Origin of the sequence: Bradyrhizobium sp. CB3481, from assembly GCF_029714305.1 — a bacterium.
Classification (GTDB): Bacteria; Pseudomonadota; Alphaproteobacteria; order Rhizobiales; family Xanthobacteraceae; genus Bradyrhizobium.
Genome location: NZ_CP121647.1, coordinates 2,669,317 through 2,685,313, shown reverse-complemented (window position 1 = coordinate 2,685,313; position 15,997 = coordinate 2,669,317). Strand labels below are relative to the sequence as shown.

Below are 15,997 nucleotides of genomic sequence, written 5' to 3'. Positions count from 1 at the left end.
GGCACGGCCGTTGTAAACCACCGGCATGACCCTGCCGAAGACCGCCTCCCTCGATATCAAGAAGCTCGCCAAGGACCTCCGCGCCGGCCAGCGCGCGACGCTGGCGCGGGCGATCACCCTGATCGAGAGCAGGCGCGGCGATCACCAGGCCGCCGCCCGCGACCTGGTGCAGGCGCTATTGTCCGACACGGGCAAGGCATTCCGCGTCGGAATCACCGGCTCGCCGGGCGTCGGCAAATCCACCACCATCGACGCGCTCGGCATGTTCCTGATCGAGCGCGGCCACAAGGTCGCGGTGCTGGCGGTGGACCCCTCTTCGGCCCGCACCGGCGGCTCGATCCTCGGCGACAAGACGCGGATGGCGCGGCTGGCGAATTCGGACGCCGCCTTCATCCGGCCTTCGCCCTCGTCGGGTACGCTCGGCGGCGTCGCCGCGAAAACCCGCGAGGCGATGCTGCTGTGCGAGGCGGCCGGCTTCGATGTGGTGCTGGTGGAAACCGTCGGCATCGGCCAGTCCGAAACCGCTGTTAGCGACATGACCGATTTCTTCCTGGCCCTGATGTTGCCCGGCGCCGGCGACGAATTGCAGGGCATCAAGAAGGGCCTGGTCGAACTCGCCGATATGATCGCGATCAACAAGGCCGACGGTGACAACATCAAGCGCGCCAACATGGCGGCGGCCGAATATCGCTCGGCGCTGCATATCCTGAGCCCCCGCTCGCAGCACTGGCATCCGCCGGTCGTGACCTACTCGGCGCTGACGGGCGCGGGCATGGACGCGCTGTGGCAGAAGGTCGTCGATCACCGCACCGCCATGAATGCTTCGGGCGAATTCGCAGGGAGACGGCGTGAGCAGCAGGTGAAATGGATGTGGTCGATGCTGGAGCAGCGCATGATGGCGCGGCTGCGATCCGATGCAACGATCCGCGCCAAGGTGAAGAAGACCGAGGCCGAGGTCGCCGAGGGCCGCATCACGCCGGCACTCGCCGCTGAACAGATCGCGGAGTGGCTCAAGTGAGCGACAAGCTGCGCGTCCTCGTCACCGGCTTCGGCCCGTTTCCCGGCGCGCCCTACAATCCGACGCAGCCGCTGGTGGCGCGCCTGATGCGGTTGCGCCGTCCCGCCTTCGACGACGTCGAACTATCCAGCCATATCTTTCCCGTGACCTACAACGCAGTCGACCGCGAATTGCCGCTGGCGCTTCGGCAGCACAGGCCGCACGCGCTGTTGATGTTCGGCCTCGCCTCGCGCACGCCCTACCTGCGGATCGAAACCCGCGCCCGCAATACCGTCACCATGCTGTGGCCCGACGCCGCGCAGACGCGCTTCCGGAAAGGATCGATCGCCGAGGGCGCCGATGCGCAAAGGTTCGGTCCGCATGCCGCAAAGCTATTGCGGGCCGCCAAGGCGACCGGCCTCGACGCCCGCGCCTCGCGCGATGCCGGAAGCTATCTCTGCAACTATCTGAGCTGGCGCGCGATCGAGGCTGTCAATGCCGACAGCGGCCCTCGCCTTGCCGCCTTCATCCACATCCCGCCACTGGCGCGCAGCGGCGCGGTGAGACGCAAGGGCTTTCCGCGCATCACGCTGGAGGAGTTGGTCGACGCCGGCGAAGCGATGCTGCTGGAGATGGTAAGGTTGGCACGGCAAGCGGTTTAACTCTTTCGTCGTCCCTGCGAACGCAGGGACCCATAGCCACCATCGTGAGTTGTCAAAAAAAGCTATCTACTCTCGTGCCCTTTCCAAGGGCCGCGGCGTATGGGTCCCGGCTCGCGCTTCGCTTGGCCGGGACGACGGGGGATTGATTAACCCTACCCCCAACAATCGCCGGCCCCCATCCGCATCTTCACCAAGCGGAGCCGCATTTGCGCGATACCTAGGGAAACACAACTACCGCGACATTTAGCCCGCGAGGGCGACTCACCATGGACATGAACCGCCGCCATCTCATTGGAGCATCCACTGTCGGCATTGCCGGCGCGCTGGCGATGTCGCCCGACGCCGCCCGCGCCGCGCCGCTCACCTCCACACTCGGCCGCGACGTCACCCAATTCGGCGTGCGGCCCGGCAGCGCCGAGGACCAGACCGCGAAACTGCAGCGCGCGATCGACGAAGCAGCGCGCGCGCAAGTGCCGCTGGCACTGCCGCCGGGCGTCTATCGCACCGGCATGCTCAGGCTTTCGAACGGTACGCAACTGGTCGGCGTGCGCGGCGCGACCAAGCTCGTATTCACCGGCGGCGCTTCCATTCTGTTGAGCGAAGGCGCCGGCAGCGTCGGCCTGACCGGCCTGACGCTCGACGGGGGCAATATTCCCCTGCCGGAACGGCGCGGTCTCGTGCATTGCCTCGGCGGCCGCGACGTCCGCATCACCGACTGCGAGATCACCGGCAGCGGCGGCAACGGCATCTGGCTCGAGCAAATCTCCGGCGACATCTCCGGCAACATTCTCACCAAAATGGCAACGACCGCGGTCGTGTCGTTCGACGCGAAGGGCCTGATCGTCGCGCGCAACACCATCATCGACGCCAACGACAACGGCATCGAGATCCTGCGCACCGCGATCGGCGACGACGGCACGCTTGTGCTCGATAATCGCATCGAGGACATCAAGGCCGGTCCCGGTGGCTCCGGGCAGTACGGCAACGCCATCAACGCCTTCCGCGCCGGCAACGTGATCGTGCGCGGCAACCGCATCAGGAACTGCGACTATTCGGCGGTGCGCGGCAATTCGGCTTCCAACATCCAGATTGTCGGTAACAGCATCAGCAATGTCCGCGAGGTCGCGCTCTATTCCGAATTCGCCTTCGAGGCCGCCGTCATCGCCAACAACACGGTGGACGGCGCCGCGCTCGGCGTCTCCGTCTGCAATTTCAACGAGGGCGGCCGTATCGCGGTGGTCCAGGGCAATATCATCCGCAACCTCTTGCCGAAGCGGCCGATCGGCACCGCGCCTGACGACGACGCCGGGATCGGCATCTATGTCGAGGCTGATACGACGGTCACCGGCAACGTGGTCGAGAACGCGCCCTCGTTCGGCATCATCGCCGGCTGGGGCAAATATCTCCGCGACGTCGCCATCACCGGAAACGTGATCCGCAAGGCGTTCGTCGGCGTCGGCGTATCGGTGCTGCCGGGCGCTGGCACGGCGCTGGTCAACAACAACATGATTTCGGAAACCCCGCGCGGCGCCGTGGTCGGGCTCGACCACGCCCGCACCATCACGACCGACCTGTCGGCCGACGGCGCGCAGCGCTATGCGCAGGTGGTGGTCGGCGGCAATGCCGTGCGGCGCTAGTACAACGCCTACAGCACGTTGCGCAGCGCCGGATAGCGCTGCTTGATGGCGTCGAAATCAATGGCCGGAAACGCCGTTTCCTCGAGCGCGTGCGCGTCCGGCACGGAGGGGGCCTCGTTCGCCACGGCAAGCTGGCTCTCCAGCGCAACCAGAACATCGTCGGAAATGTCGCGGGGCGGTGGGGCGGCGACCGGCGGTGGTGCGGCGACGATCGGTGGCGACTGCAATTGCGGCTGAAGCTCCACGATCGGCCGCCGATAGCCCTCATCGCGCGGCAGCGGCGTCAGCGGCAATGGCGAGGTCCGGCGGCGGCCAAGCCAGGCCAGGTCGATCGTCGTGTTGTCGAGCGCGGCCTCGCGGTTCAACAAATCGCGCCAGGTTGCGACCGCCTCCTTGGCTTCCCTGATGTTTTCGAGAAATTCGCGTTCGGTGTGATAGCGCCGCCAGCGTCCGGTCTCGAACAGTTCAGTGAGATGTTCCAACCGTTGCTCGGCGAGGTTGCACCAGCGCGCAACGATGTTGCGGCCGCGCGCCACGTCTGCTGGATGTGCCATAAATTAGCCCGTAAGAGAGAGACGGACGCAGACGCAACCAGAGACGAATCAGTTGGGAGGTGACAGGGATATTCTGTGGAAAACTTTTTCGTTGTCCAGAGCGTGAAGCTACGGAAGTGCGCAGCGATCGAAGATTTCAGCACAAATACGGAGTTCTCCGCTCGATCAATGGTCAAGCCGCACGGCAGCATGGCCATGTTGCGTAGGACACGTCGATGGATTTCGCGCGAAGCGGCACACGGGAGCGCGTTCACCGGCAAGCGATCCGAGATACGGCGTCCGTCCGCCCGCCCGGTGATCGGCCGGCCTCCGCCAGTGCGCACCACCGTATGCCGCACAACCTGTTCAGGAAATATCCGCCCAAAATGAAAGACCCGTCCGGGGGGACAACCGGACGGGTCAAAGCCATATGGGCGCTTGGGGTGGATGGGCGCTCGCGCCGTATATAGCCACTGGGGAGGGATTACCGCTCCCACGTTCATAAGTCGCAGCACCCTCCCGGCACGTTCAAAACGCCCGGCGATTTTTTTTAACCCTTTGTTTGGAAGCGATTGCCGGAAAATGCGGCGTAACGGCGCTATTTGGCGGCGTTTGCGGCCGATTTGTCCGCCGCCATCGACGGCGGGGCATCGTTGAGCGCCCGGCTCACGGAAGCGTTATCTGCGGCCGGATCGAGCGCCGGGGGCTTTTCCGCCGCCGGCTTGCCTGTAGCCGAGGCCAGCGGAACCGCCGGCGCCGCGGCCGCCGCGGTAACGGCCGCAAAGGCGTCGGCCTCGCCTGCTCCGAACTGCTCGTCGCGGCCGGGAGCGCCGAGGTCACGCGCGGTGTTCGTCAGAATGGCGCGCACGTCCGCCGGCTTCAGCGCGGGATTGCGCTCCATGATCAGTGCGGCCACGCCGCTGACGTAGGCGGCGGAGAACGAGGTGCCCGACGTGATCTGGTATTTTTCATCCGGCGCCGGCAGGAAGATATCAGCGCCGGGCGCCGCGATCGCGATGTGGTTGCCGCGGTTCGATGCCGTGAACAGCTTTTGCTGGGCGTCGGTGCCGCTCACCGCGACGACGTTCGAGTTGGCGGCCGGATAGAGCGGCGGCGATTTCGCCCCGGCATTGCCGGCGGCGGCCACCATCAGGATGCCACGCGCCGCGGTTGCGGCAATCCCGCGCTCGATCAGCGGATCCTTCGGGCCGGCAAAGCTCATATTGATGATCTGCGCGCCGTGCTCGGCCGCGTAGTCCAGTCCCCTGAGGATGACATAGGAGGTGCTCTCCGCCCCCTTCGCGCCCGAGCCGAAGGCGCGGATCGCGATCAGCCTCGCCTCCGGCGCACTGCCCATCAGCTTGGCATGCGCGACGATCGCGCCCGCAATGCCGGTGCCATGGGTATGCGCACCTTCCTTGCTGCCGAGCGCGTCGAAACTGTCGGCGACCGAATTGGCGAGTTCAGGGTGCCTTACGTCGATGCCGGAATCGATCACCGCAATGGTGACGTTCATGCCGCGCGCGACCGCATGCGCCTGCGGCAGCCGAAGCTGGGCGACCGCGTATTGCGCGGCGTCGCCCTCGGTCTTCTTCTGGTCCTGCAGGAAGTAGCGGAAATTGAGCTGCACCGAACGCACGCTGCCGTCGGCCGCGAGTTCGCGGCGCACCGTGTCCACGGGACGGTTATCGACGATGCGGAACAGGCCGATGGTACCGCCCAGCAGGCGGAAGCTCTGCGAGGAAATGCGTTCCAGGCCGTGACGGCGCGCCAGTTCGTCGGCCTCGGCGCTCGACAGCGCGCCGTCGATCTCGGCAACGAGCTCGTTCTTGACCGCGCGCAGATTGACCGCCGCTTGCGCGTTGTTCTTGCCAGAGCTGCCCTTGCCCTTCTTCGCCGTGTTGCCGCCGTCGCCGCCGGCCGACACGACCGGACGATCGAAGCACTCGCCGTCGGGACCGCGTAATGCTGTCTGGCAGGCCGGATAGAGGTTGGGCGAAAACCGCGCATAAGGCAGCGTCGACTGAACGCCGGCACCGGGACGCACGCGCATCGTCGAACTCATGGTGCCGAGCCGGGTCGGCGGCGTCCGCGCCACGCGATCGGCACTCACGCTCGGCCGGGCCGCGACGGCAGGATTGATCCGCGGCGCGACCGTCGGATTGATGGTCGGTACCCGAGCGCCAACGTTGAGATTAGGGGTGCGCATGAAGCTTTGCGCATGCACCGCCGAGGCCCCAAGGGCGAGCAGCGGTAATAGCGCGGCCGACAACGCCCCTACTGTGCGCAGGGTCCTTAGCCGCCAACTCTTGCGATCATGAACCATGCGACCTCGGCTTGCCCGGTCCGCGCGAACGCCGTTACGGCGTTGCCACCGCCAGGCTGACGATCTTCTCGCGCTGCAGCCTGCTGATCAGGCCAGCGGCCTCGTCCTTGCTCATCGCCTTGCCGAACTGCAGGCGGAACATGCCGCCCTTGGCACCATCGATGATCGAGGCCTGGTAATTGTCGAGCAGCGCCGTGATGTCGGCGATCCGCGCCTCGGGCGCAAATCGCACCAGCGCACGGGTCGGTGCGAGGCTGCCTCCAAGGTCACGCGTAACCGGTCCGGACGACGGCTCGTTCATGCTGAGCGACGCCGTCTGGAACGAACCGCCCTGGTTCTTCATCAGCACAGCGCCGATCACGCCGGCCTGCAGCAACAGCGCCACGGCACCGAGGCTTGCCGACCAGGCCAGCGTACGCGGCGAGAGGCTTGCGAAAAATTGCGATACACGCGCAGACAGGCTCACCGAACGCGAGGGCTCGCGCGCCGGCTCCGCGTCAATGGCGGCAAACAGCTTCTGCATCGCGCGCGCGGACGGCGCGCCGAGGCTCTCGTTGAGGCTGATCGTCTCGGCGTATTCTTCGCGGATAACGGCATATTGCCGGGCGAGATCGGGATCGCTGGCGAGCGCTTCCTCGACGCGGCGTGCATCCCGCGCGTTCAGGGTGCCGGCCGCATGGAATGGCAGCAGCATCTCGATGTCGCCGGGCTCTTGATCCAGCATTTTTCTGCTCGCTGCCATCATGGCCAACCTCGCTCTATGCCTGCTGCCTTGAGCAACTCGGCCAATTTCTTGCGCGCATAAAACAGGCGCGTCTTGACGGTGTTCTCCGGAATTCCGACGATTTCGGCCACCTCTTCCACGGACTTCTCGTGGTAGTAGACGAGATCGACGATCTCCCGGTGCTCAGGCGAAAGGCCGGTCAGGCACTTCCGCAACGCTTCACCCGTATCTTTCTTCTGCACCACCACTTCCGGATCGTCGGACGTATCCTCGATCGCGTTCGCGGCCTCTTCGTCCAGTCCAACGTCCTTGCGGCGCCTTAGTGCCGAAAGGGCCTTGAACCGGGTAATCGCCAACAGCCAGGTGGTAACGGCGGAGCGGCCTTCGAACTTGCCGGCCTGACGCCACACATCGAGAAAAACCTCGCTAATGAGATCTTCCGCGACTTGTTCATCCCTTACGAGCCGAAGCCCGAAACGGAACACCCTGACATGGTGCCTTCCGTACAGCACCTGCATGGCGAGCCGGTCGCCTTGAGCGATCCGAGCGATCAGAATTTCGTCTGAAGCCGCCTGTGCCGCACTCAATGGCCGTCTCGCAAGGTTGGTCGGACGGGAGTGGCCGGCGGTTCGATATGAAGAGTGAGATTCTTCACATTACGGCAATGCTGCAACCGCATGTGTGACTTACCGCACAGACGGGTGGGGCCGGGCCATTGTCCCGGCAGAAACGAATTGAGCCCCGAAATTGGTACCATAATACGGAAACGCTTTCCTAAAGACTGCACCCCACAACCTTAGCAAGGCTTCGCCGGCAGGGCAGCATCGGCGTGAGGCGCGGGATTGGCCGCAAGGGCGGGTTCCACACTATCGGAATCCGGCAGATTTCCATTGTGAAAACAGTGCAATGGCAGGGTTTTAACGGACTCGATTCGACGCGAAAAGATACCAAACCTAAAGGCTTTATTCCCTAAAGTTTCGCTTGGCATACTCCAACAGCGACGGGACATGAGCAGCGCGGCTTCAGTGCTTCAGGGGCAAGGCTCCCACAATGCGACCGCGCATGCCGCCCGCAAGCCGCCGGAAGTATTGCGACGGCGGGCCGGCCAGCGCCGCCACATGCTGGCTGTCCAGGTCGTCAGCTACGCGCTGATCTCGTCGGTCCTGCTGGTCTATTGCTACGCCGGCACCATCCCCCTGATCATTCCGTCGGCCTACTTCCTGTCCGGCATCGGTCTGGTTTCGGTCTTCATCGTGCTGTCGGAAGCCCACTTCAACGACCGCTTCGAGGATCACTATCTCACGATCTTCCAGGTCGGCGGCCACGTCGCGCTGCAGCTCTGTTTTCTGCTGGCAGCCCCGCAAATCGGATTTGTCTTTCTCAGCGTCGTATTCCTGATCTTCGGGTTCGGTGCGCTGCGCATGACGTCCCGGCAGGCGATCACCTCCTGGACGCTGACCATGATCGGCCTGGCGCCGATCTTCCTGTTCAGCAGCACCCCGATCGGCCTGCCGATCACCACCCAGACCGAACGGCTCGCGGCGATGCTTTCCTTCGTGCTGACGATCGGGCAATGCGCCTTCGTCGGGCTGTATGGCTCGACCATGCGCAAGATGCTCTACGACCGCAGCTTTGAGCTGAAAGCCGCCTACAAGCGGATCGAGGAGCTCGCCGAGCTCGACGAGCTGACCGGCGCGTCCAACCGCCGCAGCATCATGCGCACGCTGGAAGAGGAGATCGCACGGTCGACCCGCAACGGTTCGCCCTGCTCCATCGCGCTGATCGATCTGGATTACTTCAAGCGCATCAACGACGCCTACGGCCACCCGACCGGCGACGAGGTGCTGCGCACCTTTTCAATCACCACCTTCGCCAATATCCGCAGCGTCGACCGTTTCGGCCGCTATGGCGGCGAGGAATTTTTGCTGGTGCTTCCCGGCATGGACACCGCGCGCGCGGCCCAAGCGCTGGACCGCCTGCGCACCATCATTGCCGATCTGGACTGGAGCGCATTTTCGCCCGGCATGAGGGTGACGATTTCCGCCGGCGTCGCAACGCTCAATCCGAGCGAAACGTCAGACACATTCCTCGCGCGCGCCGACAGCGCGCTTTATGCAGCCAAGGCACAGGGACGCAACCGCATTACCAGCGCTTGATCCGAGATATTTCAGCTCCGGCCGCGAAGAAGTCGTCGCCGGCTTTGCTCCAGGACAGAGTCATGATTTCGAAAGCCGCTACTATCTCCTCTCCCGGAAGTCTGCTCGATGAGCTGCAGTCCACGCTCGCGCACGGCACCGTCGCACGCCGCGTAGAAACCCTCCGGCGGGTCACCGATCTCTTCATCAACGGCGCAGTCGATTATTCGGACGAGCAGGTCGGACTGTTCGACGACGTCTTCCAGTGCCTGATCGATCACATCGAAGCATCGGCCAAGATGCTGCTGGCCAACCGCCTCGCCCCGATCGACACCGCGCCGCCGCTCACCATCCGCGCGCTGGCCTTCGACGACATCATCGAGGTGGCGGGTCCCGTGCTGTCGCGATCGGCGCGGCTCGACGATAAGACGCTGATCGAGAACGCACGCTGCAAGAGCCAGGCGCATCTGATGGCGATTTCCACCCGCAGGACCCTGAGCGGCGCGGTCACCGACGTGCTGGTCCAGCGCGGCAATGATGAAGTGGTGCAGTCGACCGTGAGCAATCCCGGCGCTGAGTTCACGGAGCGCGGCTTTACCCGCCTCGTCGACCGCGCCGAGGGCAACGACAATCTCGCGGCCTCCGTCGGCATGCGGCCGTCGGTGCCGCGGCATCTCTACCTGAAACTGCTCGCCAAGGCCTCCGACACGGTGCGGCAGCGGCTGGAAGCCGCCAACCCGCAGCAGGCGGCCGAGGTGCCGACCGTGATCAAGGAAGCGACGCGGCGCGCGCGCTCGGCGACCTCGACGATCACGCAAGACACCGAGATCGCGCATGCGCTGGTCAAGTCGCTGCATGCGGATGGCCGGCTCGACGAATCCCAGGTGGCGAAGTTTGTCGAGGCCGGGAAATTCGACGAGGCCAACGCCTCGATCGCGGCGCTTGCCAATCTGCCGGTCGCGATCGCCGAGAACATGATGCTGGAAAGCCGGGCCGAAGGCGTGATGATCCTGGCGAAGGTGGCGGGGCTGTCGTGGCCGACGGTCCGGACCCTCATCAAGATGCGCGACGAAGTGTCCGGCGCCGAGCCGAGCGACCTGAACGCCTGCAAGGATACCTATGAGCGGCTGCGGCCCTCGACGGCCCAGCAGGTGCTGCGCTTCCACCGCATGCAGCAGAACGTGCCGGTGGCATGACCTTCTTACCCTCCCCTGGAGGGGTGACAGAGCGGCATCAATATTTCAGCCATTTCGCGCCGACGAGGGCGCCGATCGCGGTCACAAGCGCGGTTGCGATCGTGTACCAGGTGGCGACGAACAGCGGTGAATCGTCGGTGCAGTGCGAGGCGTAGAGCGTTGCCGCCAGTCCCGCCGACAACAGGCCGGCGAGCGCGCCGGCAAGGGCCGGCCGCGACGGCGCCCCGTGGCGCAGCCCGATCAGGCTACCGGCCAGCAGGGGCAGCGACAGCAGCGGGATCGCTACCAGGCAGACCGACGAGTTCTTGCCGACCAGGCGGGTCATCATCGGCATCCGCTGCGGCATCATCATCTCGCCGCCGATCGCGGCGGCCAAAATCCCGACCGGAGCAAGCAGCAGCCAGCCAAATCCGCGCAGCGAGGCCTCGGGCCGCGACAGATGCAGGCTGACGGCAATCGCCGCGATCGCCAGCGCCAGCGTCACCGCGAATTTCAGGTCGAAGAACGGGTTGTGCATCGCCACCATCACGTCGGGCCGGATGCCAAGTTCGGTAAAGAACATCAAGAGCGAGACCGGCGCGGCGGCGAGCAGCGCCAGCATCAGCGCGAAGCCGACGGGGCGCGCGCGGTTGGCGTTGTCGGCGGCCAGCGTTCGAATGAGCTGATCGGTATCCATTTCAGTGTTCCCGTAGCTTTGCCGTCAGGCTGGCCAGCCCCCGGTGCAGTGCCACTCGCACCGCGCCCTCGCTCATCGAAAATTTCGCCGCCGTATCCTTGATCGAGGCGGCGTCGACGGCGATCGACTGCAGCACCTCGCGCTGCCGCGCCGGCAAGGTGTTGAGCTGGGCGGCGACCTCGCTCGCCGAGGCGGTCTCCGCCGGGGCCTCGCCCGGCAGCGTCTCGGCGAAATCGTCGATATCGACGAAAATGCGCCGGCCGCGGCGGCGCAGCGCATCGATCAGCTTGTTGCGGGCGATGGCGAACAGCCATGGGGCAAATGGGGCGCTGACATCCCAGGTATGCCGCTTTAGATGGACCGCCAGCAAAATGTCCTGCACGATGTCCTCGGATTGATCGACCGGTTGCCCTGCGCGCGCCAAGCCGCGGCGCGCCGCGGCCCGGAGCACCGGCGTGACGGCCTTGAGCAGGCGATGATACGCCGCACTATCGCCTGCGATGGCCGACCGCATCAGGCCGGTCCACTCGTCATCCCGCTCGCGCACCCGCGCTCCTACCCTTGCAATTCGGTCTATCTTTCAATTTGTTACACCGGCGCAGCCTGATCACGAAGTCGTGATCAACGCCGCAGACGTCCCTCCTCCGCTGTCGGCGGCCAGAAGGGGAATCAGGCCGGCCGGCCTCGCGCGGACGGCAGGCTCATAACATCGATTGCGCAGCCTCGCATCCGCCGCAGCCCTCTCCATGACGCCAGCGGCGGCCCAAATGTCCACGGACTCATATCCGCTGCAACACCATTGCCCAGCTTTCGCCCGGTGTTGCCCGAAGATTCCTACTTTCTGCCGTGCTGTGGACATCGGCAGGGTCTCATTTCGGCGCTGGGCGGCGGCTAATGGGGAGACTCCACATGACGATCAAAGCCAGCGCGCGATCGGCCATGCTTTTTGCGGCAGGGATTCTGGTAAGTTTGGCAGGATCTGCGCCTGTGATCGCTGCGGGGGCCGATAGCGCGACCGTCTCGAAATCAGAGAGCGCAACGTCGGACAAATCGGTCAGACAGGGGTCGCGTTACCTGAAAAAGCGCTATGCCCACCGCAAAGCCGAGCCCCCGGCGGCGAAATCCGATGAGCGCAGACAGACCGAGGAAAAGCAGGTCGCCGACGCAAGCAGTGGAACTCCGCGGGCGATCCCCGACTGGCTCACCAATGCCAACGCCCAGATGACGGCGGCCGACGCACCGTCCGATGGCGCCAAAGACATCACCAACGACAGCGCGAAGGCGATGTCCGCGGCCATGTCCGAGAAGGCCAACACGGTGCTGCAGACGGCGGCCGACCAGCCGGCCGAGGCACAGGCCCCGGCCGAGACCGGCGCGGCCGGCTCCGACCAGCTCAACGACCTCGACCGTGCCCTGCATGAAACCCCCGCCACGGCGACAAGCGCCACGCAGTCGGTTGTCATGGCCTCCACCTCCAGGCCGTCTTCGGAGACCGTGGCGCAGGCCAGCAACGACAGTTCCACGCTGGACAAGACCTCGATGATCGGGAAGATCTTCATCGCCGTCGGCGCGCTGCTCACGGTGGCGTCCGCCGCGCGCATGTTCATGGCGTAAGCCGGGCGCGGCCTCGCCGCGTCCCGCAATCCTTCCCATCCCACTTGAAGCCCACCCCGGCAGCAGGCACATTGCCCGCAAATCGGTTACCCGGGGTGGATCATGGCGACGTTCGAATACATCATTGTCGAGAGCAAGGGCGCGGTCGGCATCATCACGCTGAACCGGCCAAAGATGCTCAATGCGCTGTCGTTCGGCGTGTTTCGCGAGATCGCGGCGGCCGTCGACGACCTCGAGGCCGACGACAACATCGGCTGCATCCTGCTGACCGGCAGCGAAAAGGCGTTCGCCGCCGGCGCCGACATCAAGGAGATGCAGCCGAAGGGCTTCATCGACATGTTCTCCAGCGATTTCACCGCGATCGGCGGCGACCGCGTCGCCACCTGTCGCAAGCCGACGATTGCCGCGGTCAGCGGCTATGCGCTCGGCGGCGGCTGTGAGCTCGCCATGATGTGCGACATCATCATCGCGTCCGACACTGCCAAGTTCGGCCAGCCCGAAATCACGCTCGGCACCATCCCCGGCATCGGCGGCACCCAGCGCCTGACGCGCGCGATCGGCAAATCCAAGGCGATGGATCTCTGCCTCACCGGGCGCATGATGGACGCCGCGGAAGCCGAGCGCTCCGGCCTCGTCAGCCGCGTCGTGCCGGCCGACAAATTGATGGAAGAAGCGCTGTCAGCGGCGGAAAAGATCGCGTCAATGTCGCGCCCCGCCGCCGCAATGGCCAAGGAAGCCATCAACCGCGCGTTCGAAACGCCGCTCTCCGAAGGCATGAACGTCGAGCGCAATTTGTTCCACTCGACCTTCGCGCTGGAAGATCGTGCCGAGGGCATGGCGGCGTTCATCGAGAAGCGCAAGCCGGTGAACAAGAACAGGTAGAGGGCGGCGTTGCTATGACGCGGTGACAGCGCCGCACCCACCGCCGTCATCCTCCGCGCAGGCGGAGGATCCAGTACGCCGCGGCTTATCGGTTGTACCACTACTGTCTTTGATATCGGGTCACCCGCCCCAGCGCGCAATTGCGCACAAGGCGGGTGAGTCTTTGTCCGCATTCTCGCGGCGCATTGTAATTGGGATGACACTGCTGGACTGCAGCCTCGGCCTTGCTTCGTTCACGAAACTGACTTCCCATTCTCAGAGAAGGCTCCGGTGTCGTTCGGAGAAGGATTCGAGAACCGAAAGCATCCTTCTATCGATCGCGTGAAGAACGCGTTTGCCTAAGGTGCGCCCGCCTGGGACTTGGCTGAGTTGGTCTAGTAATGGGAAAGACCTCGCGCATATACGCTGCGAGCATCTCGCAATATCCAGTGGCGAAACGAGGTAACGGCCGGCGTTTGTCCCACGAAATGGTTAGTGGCTCTCGCAAGGCGCGGCGCCGATACGTAAGTCCGACAACTCTCAACCTGTAACGATGGCACTGCAGTTGGGACGGCACGATCGCAACTCCATGTCCAGCCTCTGCAAGCGCGAGCAAGGTATGCGGGTTGCGGCTCTCGAATATGGTCTTGGGATGCAACCCTGCCATCCGGCTCGCTGCATCGAATGCACGTCGGAATCCGAACCCGCTATCCATCAGTAACAGCGGAAAATCTGCAAGCTCAGCGACCTCGATGGTCGAGCGAGAGCCCAGCGATGTCTTTGGGTGACAAACTGCCAGAAGTTCGACGGCCCCGAGGGGAAGGCTGGCAAAATGCTGTTCGTTCAGCTTGACGGCGTGTAGCAGGTTTTGTCCAAGATGAATCTCTCCGCGTTCGAGCAGCTTCAAAATCTCACTGCCGGTCCCTTCGGTAATCTTCACCTCTACATTTGGAAAACGCCCCGCATACCGGTGCAGGAACTGCGACAAGACGCTTTCGATGTGCTGTGGCGAACCGGCGACCTTCAAGACGCCGGTATCTCCATGTCGGAGCAGCTGAGCCTGCTCCTTGACGGAATTGGCAGTGTTGAGCAGGAGGCGACAGCCGGCGATCATTTGCGCGCCCTCGCCAGTCAAGAGCAATCGGCGACCTACCCGATCAAAGAGCCGAAGGCCGAGCTCCTCCTCCAGATCGATGATTTGTCTGGACAGTGCAGGCTGCGCAATGCGCAGGCGTAGTGCTGCCTTTGAAACTGCACCCAGTTCGGCCACGGTCACGAATGTCAGCGCCTGGCGAAGGTTCATTGTTGCTTATAGCGATTGAGCATAATAACCTAGAATATTTATATATTGGACCTGCATTCGCGTCACGCGCAAGCTATCCGCCTCGTCATTCTACAAAACGAGGAGGTGCACTATGAGGGCTCCCGTCGCGATGGTCGTGTTGAGCGGTATCGCATTAGGTGCAATCGGCGGCGAAGCGGTTCATGGCCAAGTCAGGCCGCCAGCCTATCTGATCGGGCAAATCGAAGTTACCGATCCTGAAGGCTATGCGAGGGAATATCTGCCCAAGGCAAGGGAGATCATCAAGGCGCACGGAGGACGGCTGGTCGCAGCTGCCGGCGCAGCCGCTGGTTCGCCAATAGTTGCCGTGGACGGAAATCCACCAAAGCGTGTTGTCATCTATGCTTATCCGAGCATGGACGCGCTACAGGCTTGGCGCAATGACCCAGCTTACGTGCAAGTGCGGGCTGTCGGCGAAAAGTATGCCAGGTATCATACGTTCGCGGTCGAGGGCGCAGCCTCGCCGTAGACTTTGCACCTGGTTAGCAGGCAGGCGTCCTCAGGTTGATGCAGGTTGATCACATTGCGGAGCCGGAGCGGGCTATTTGAACCAACTCACTTCGTCTCCCTGGTCATTGCCTGCCTGGCGATCCTCGCACCCAGTATCTTCTATTGCAGCAATCATTGACCTTGCTCAAAATGGCACACACTGCCCATGCGGTGCCGGTCCTCTACAGTCAACGAAGCACTTTACGTCGGCGTGTGTGCCTTTACATTGCCAATACTCCCATCCAGCACCCGGCGAGCACCTCCCTTGGCAATTGATATGAGAGCCCGCTTGGTAAGTCGTCACCGTACTTATTCTTTCGCCCAACACCTTGGGCTTCTTTATAGGGGTGGCCTGTTCTGCAACGGCAGGTACGACCGTTGCGGTGGCAAAGAATGCTAGTGCTGTCAGGCTGGCAATCCTCATTACATCCTCCCGTCCGATTGCTCATTCTCGAGGACTAAACGTGGAAGAGTATAAGCCCGGCCCATCGATCAAAAGATGAAGTAGGTCACACCTCAAAGTGAACCGCATTGGCCGCACGATTGCTTACGCCACGCCCGTTATCTCGGTGCTGGCAATCGGCGGGCAGGTGCTGGAGTCATCGTGTAGTCTGTAAGACGCCGCCAGCTAAAATACGGCCCCAGCAGGCTTGGGCCGCGACTGGGGCCGTAAGTAAGGGATAAGCGTCTGTGCCGAGAAACAAAACTAGCTTCGGCACATTCCCTTTGGTAGCAAATGGCAGATTGCCTCGCACTTGCACTTTTGGGTGTCCAATCGGATCTTTTGGGGTGCCTCCATCACGCG

General features: G+C 63.7%; 15 protein-coding genes. 8 read left to right on the top strand and 7 right to left on the bottom strand.

Annotation, left to right across the window (positions count from 1 at the left end; all coding sequences use genetic code 11):
* Positions 1-25 precede the first annotated feature (25 nt).
* The 3 genes from meaB (at position 26) to QA643_RS12745 (ending at position 3,296) form a co-directional block, all read left to right on the top strand.
* The gene (meaB, locus tag QA643_RS12755) at positions 26-1,018 is read left to right on the top strand and encodes a methylmalonyl Co-A mutase-associated GTPase MeaB (RefSeq protein ID WP_283033509.1); all 993 of its coding nucleotides are present in this window, start codon (positions 26-28) and stop codon (positions 1,016-1,018) included.
* On the top strand, positions 1,015-1,659 hold the full coding sequence (locus tag QA643_RS12750) for a pyroglutamyl-peptidase I (protein ID WP_283033508.1): 645 nt from the start codon (positions 1,015-1,017) through the stop codon (positions 1,657-1,659). The genes meaB and QA643_RS12750 overlap by 4 nt, the downstream gene beginning before the upstream one ends.
* Before the next feature lie 266 nt (positions 1,660-1,925).
* A complete protein-coding gene (locus tag QA643_RS12745; RefSeq protein ID WP_283033507.1) occupies positions 1,926-3,296 on the top strand; it encodes a TIGR03808 family TAT-translocated repetitive protein in 1,371 nt (456 codons plus the stop codon).
* Positions 3,297-3,304: 8 nt separating this feature from the next.
* Here QA643_RS12745 and QA643_RS12740 read toward each other — a convergent pair whose 3' ends face one another.
* The 4 genes from QA643_RS12740 to QA643_RS12725 all read right to left on the bottom strand — a co-directional run bounded on the left by QA643_RS12740 (position 3,305) and on the right by QA643_RS12725 (position 7,466).
* The gene (locus tag QA643_RS12740) at positions 3,305-3,850 is read right to left on the bottom strand and encodes a TIGR03809 family protein (protein WP_283033506.1); all 546 of its coding nucleotides are present in this window, start codon (positions 3,848-3,850) and stop codon (positions 3,305-3,307) included.
* 577 nt (positions 3,851-4,427) lie between these two features.
* On the bottom strand, positions 4,428-6,155 hold the full coding sequence (locus QA643_RS12735; RefSeq protein ID WP_283033505.1) for a S8 family serine peptidase: 1,728 nt from the start codon (positions 6,153-6,155) through the stop codon (positions 4,428-4,430).
* Between the two features lie 34 nt (positions 6,156-6,189).
* Positions 6,190-6,900: a hypothetical protein gene (locus QA643_RS12730; protein ID WP_283033504.1), complete on the bottom strand. Its 711-nt coding sequence runs from the start codon at positions 6,898-6,900 to the stop codon at positions 6,190-6,192.
* On the bottom strand, positions 6,897-7,466 hold the full coding sequence (locus QA643_RS12725) for a sigma-70 family RNA polymerase sigma factor (RefSeq protein ID WP_283033503.1): 570 nt from the start codon (positions 7,464-7,466) through the stop codon (positions 6,897-6,899). The genes QA643_RS12730 and QA643_RS12725 overlap by 4 nt, the downstream gene beginning before the upstream one ends.
* Positions 7,467-7,886: 420 nt before the next feature.
* Here QA643_RS12725 and QA643_RS12720 point away from each other — a divergent pair, with 420 nt between their 5' ends.
* Together QA643_RS12720 and QA643_RS12715 are read left to right on the top strand one after the other, a co-directional pair.
* A complete protein-coding gene (locus QA643_RS12720) occupies positions 7,887-9,035 on the top strand; it encodes a GGDEF domain-containing protein (protein WP_283033502.1) in 1,149 nt (382 codons plus the stop codon).
* A gap of 62 nt (positions 9,036-9,097) precedes the next feature.
* Positions 9,098-10,210: a DUF2336 domain-containing protein gene (locus QA643_RS12715; RefSeq protein ID WP_283033501.1), complete on the top strand. Its 1,113-nt coding sequence runs from the start codon at positions 9,098-9,100 to the stop codon at positions 10,208-10,210.
* Between the two features lie 37 nt (positions 10,211-10,247).
* Here QA643_RS12715 and QA643_RS12710 read toward each other — a convergent pair whose 3' ends face one another.
* Positions 10,248-10,886 (bottom strand): DUF1109 domain-containing protein, encoded by a 639-nt coding sequence (locus QA643_RS12710; RefSeq protein WP_283033500.1) that lies wholly within the window; start codon positions 10,884-10,886, stop codon positions 10,248-10,250.
* 1 nt (position 10,887) lies between these two features.
* Positions 10,888-11,433, bottom strand: a complete 546-nt coding sequence (locus tag QA643_RS12705; protein WP_283033499.1) for a sigma-70 family RNA polymerase sigma factor — start codon at positions 11,431-11,433, stop codon at positions 10,888-10,890.
* A gap of 362 nt (positions 11,434-11,795) precedes the next feature.
* Here QA643_RS12705 and QA643_RS12700 point away from each other — a divergent pair, with 362 nt between their 5' ends.
* On the top strand, positions 11,796-12,500 hold the full coding sequence (locus QA643_RS12700; protein ID WP_283033498.1) for a hypothetical protein: 705 nt from the start codon (positions 11,796-11,798) through the stop codon (positions 12,498-12,500).
* A gap of 102 nt (positions 12,501-12,602) precedes the next feature.
* Positions 12,603-13,382: an enoyl-CoA hydratase gene (locus QA643_RS12695; protein WP_283033497.1), complete on the top strand. Its 780-nt coding sequence runs from the start codon at positions 12,603-12,605 to the stop codon at positions 13,380-13,382.
* 310 nt (positions 13,383-13,692) lie between these two features.
* Here QA643_RS12695 and QA643_RS12690 read toward each other — a convergent pair whose 3' ends face one another.
* Positions 13,693-14,664 carry a LysR family transcriptional regulator gene (locus QA643_RS12690; RefSeq protein ID WP_283033496.1) on the bottom strand — a complete coding sequence of 324 codons (972 nt, stop codon included), beginning with the start codon at positions 14,662-14,664 and terminating at the stop codon, positions 13,693-13,695.
* A gap of 130 nt (positions 14,665-14,794) precedes the next feature.
* Between QA643_RS12690 and QA643_RS12685 the strand changes: the two genes are divergently transcribed.
* Positions 14,795-15,172 (top strand): DUF1330 domain-containing protein, encoded by a 378-nt coding sequence (locus tag QA643_RS12685; RefSeq protein ID WP_283033495.1) that lies wholly within the window; start codon positions 14,795-14,797, stop codon positions 15,170-15,172.
* Positions 15,173-15,997: the final 825 nt, after the last annotated feature.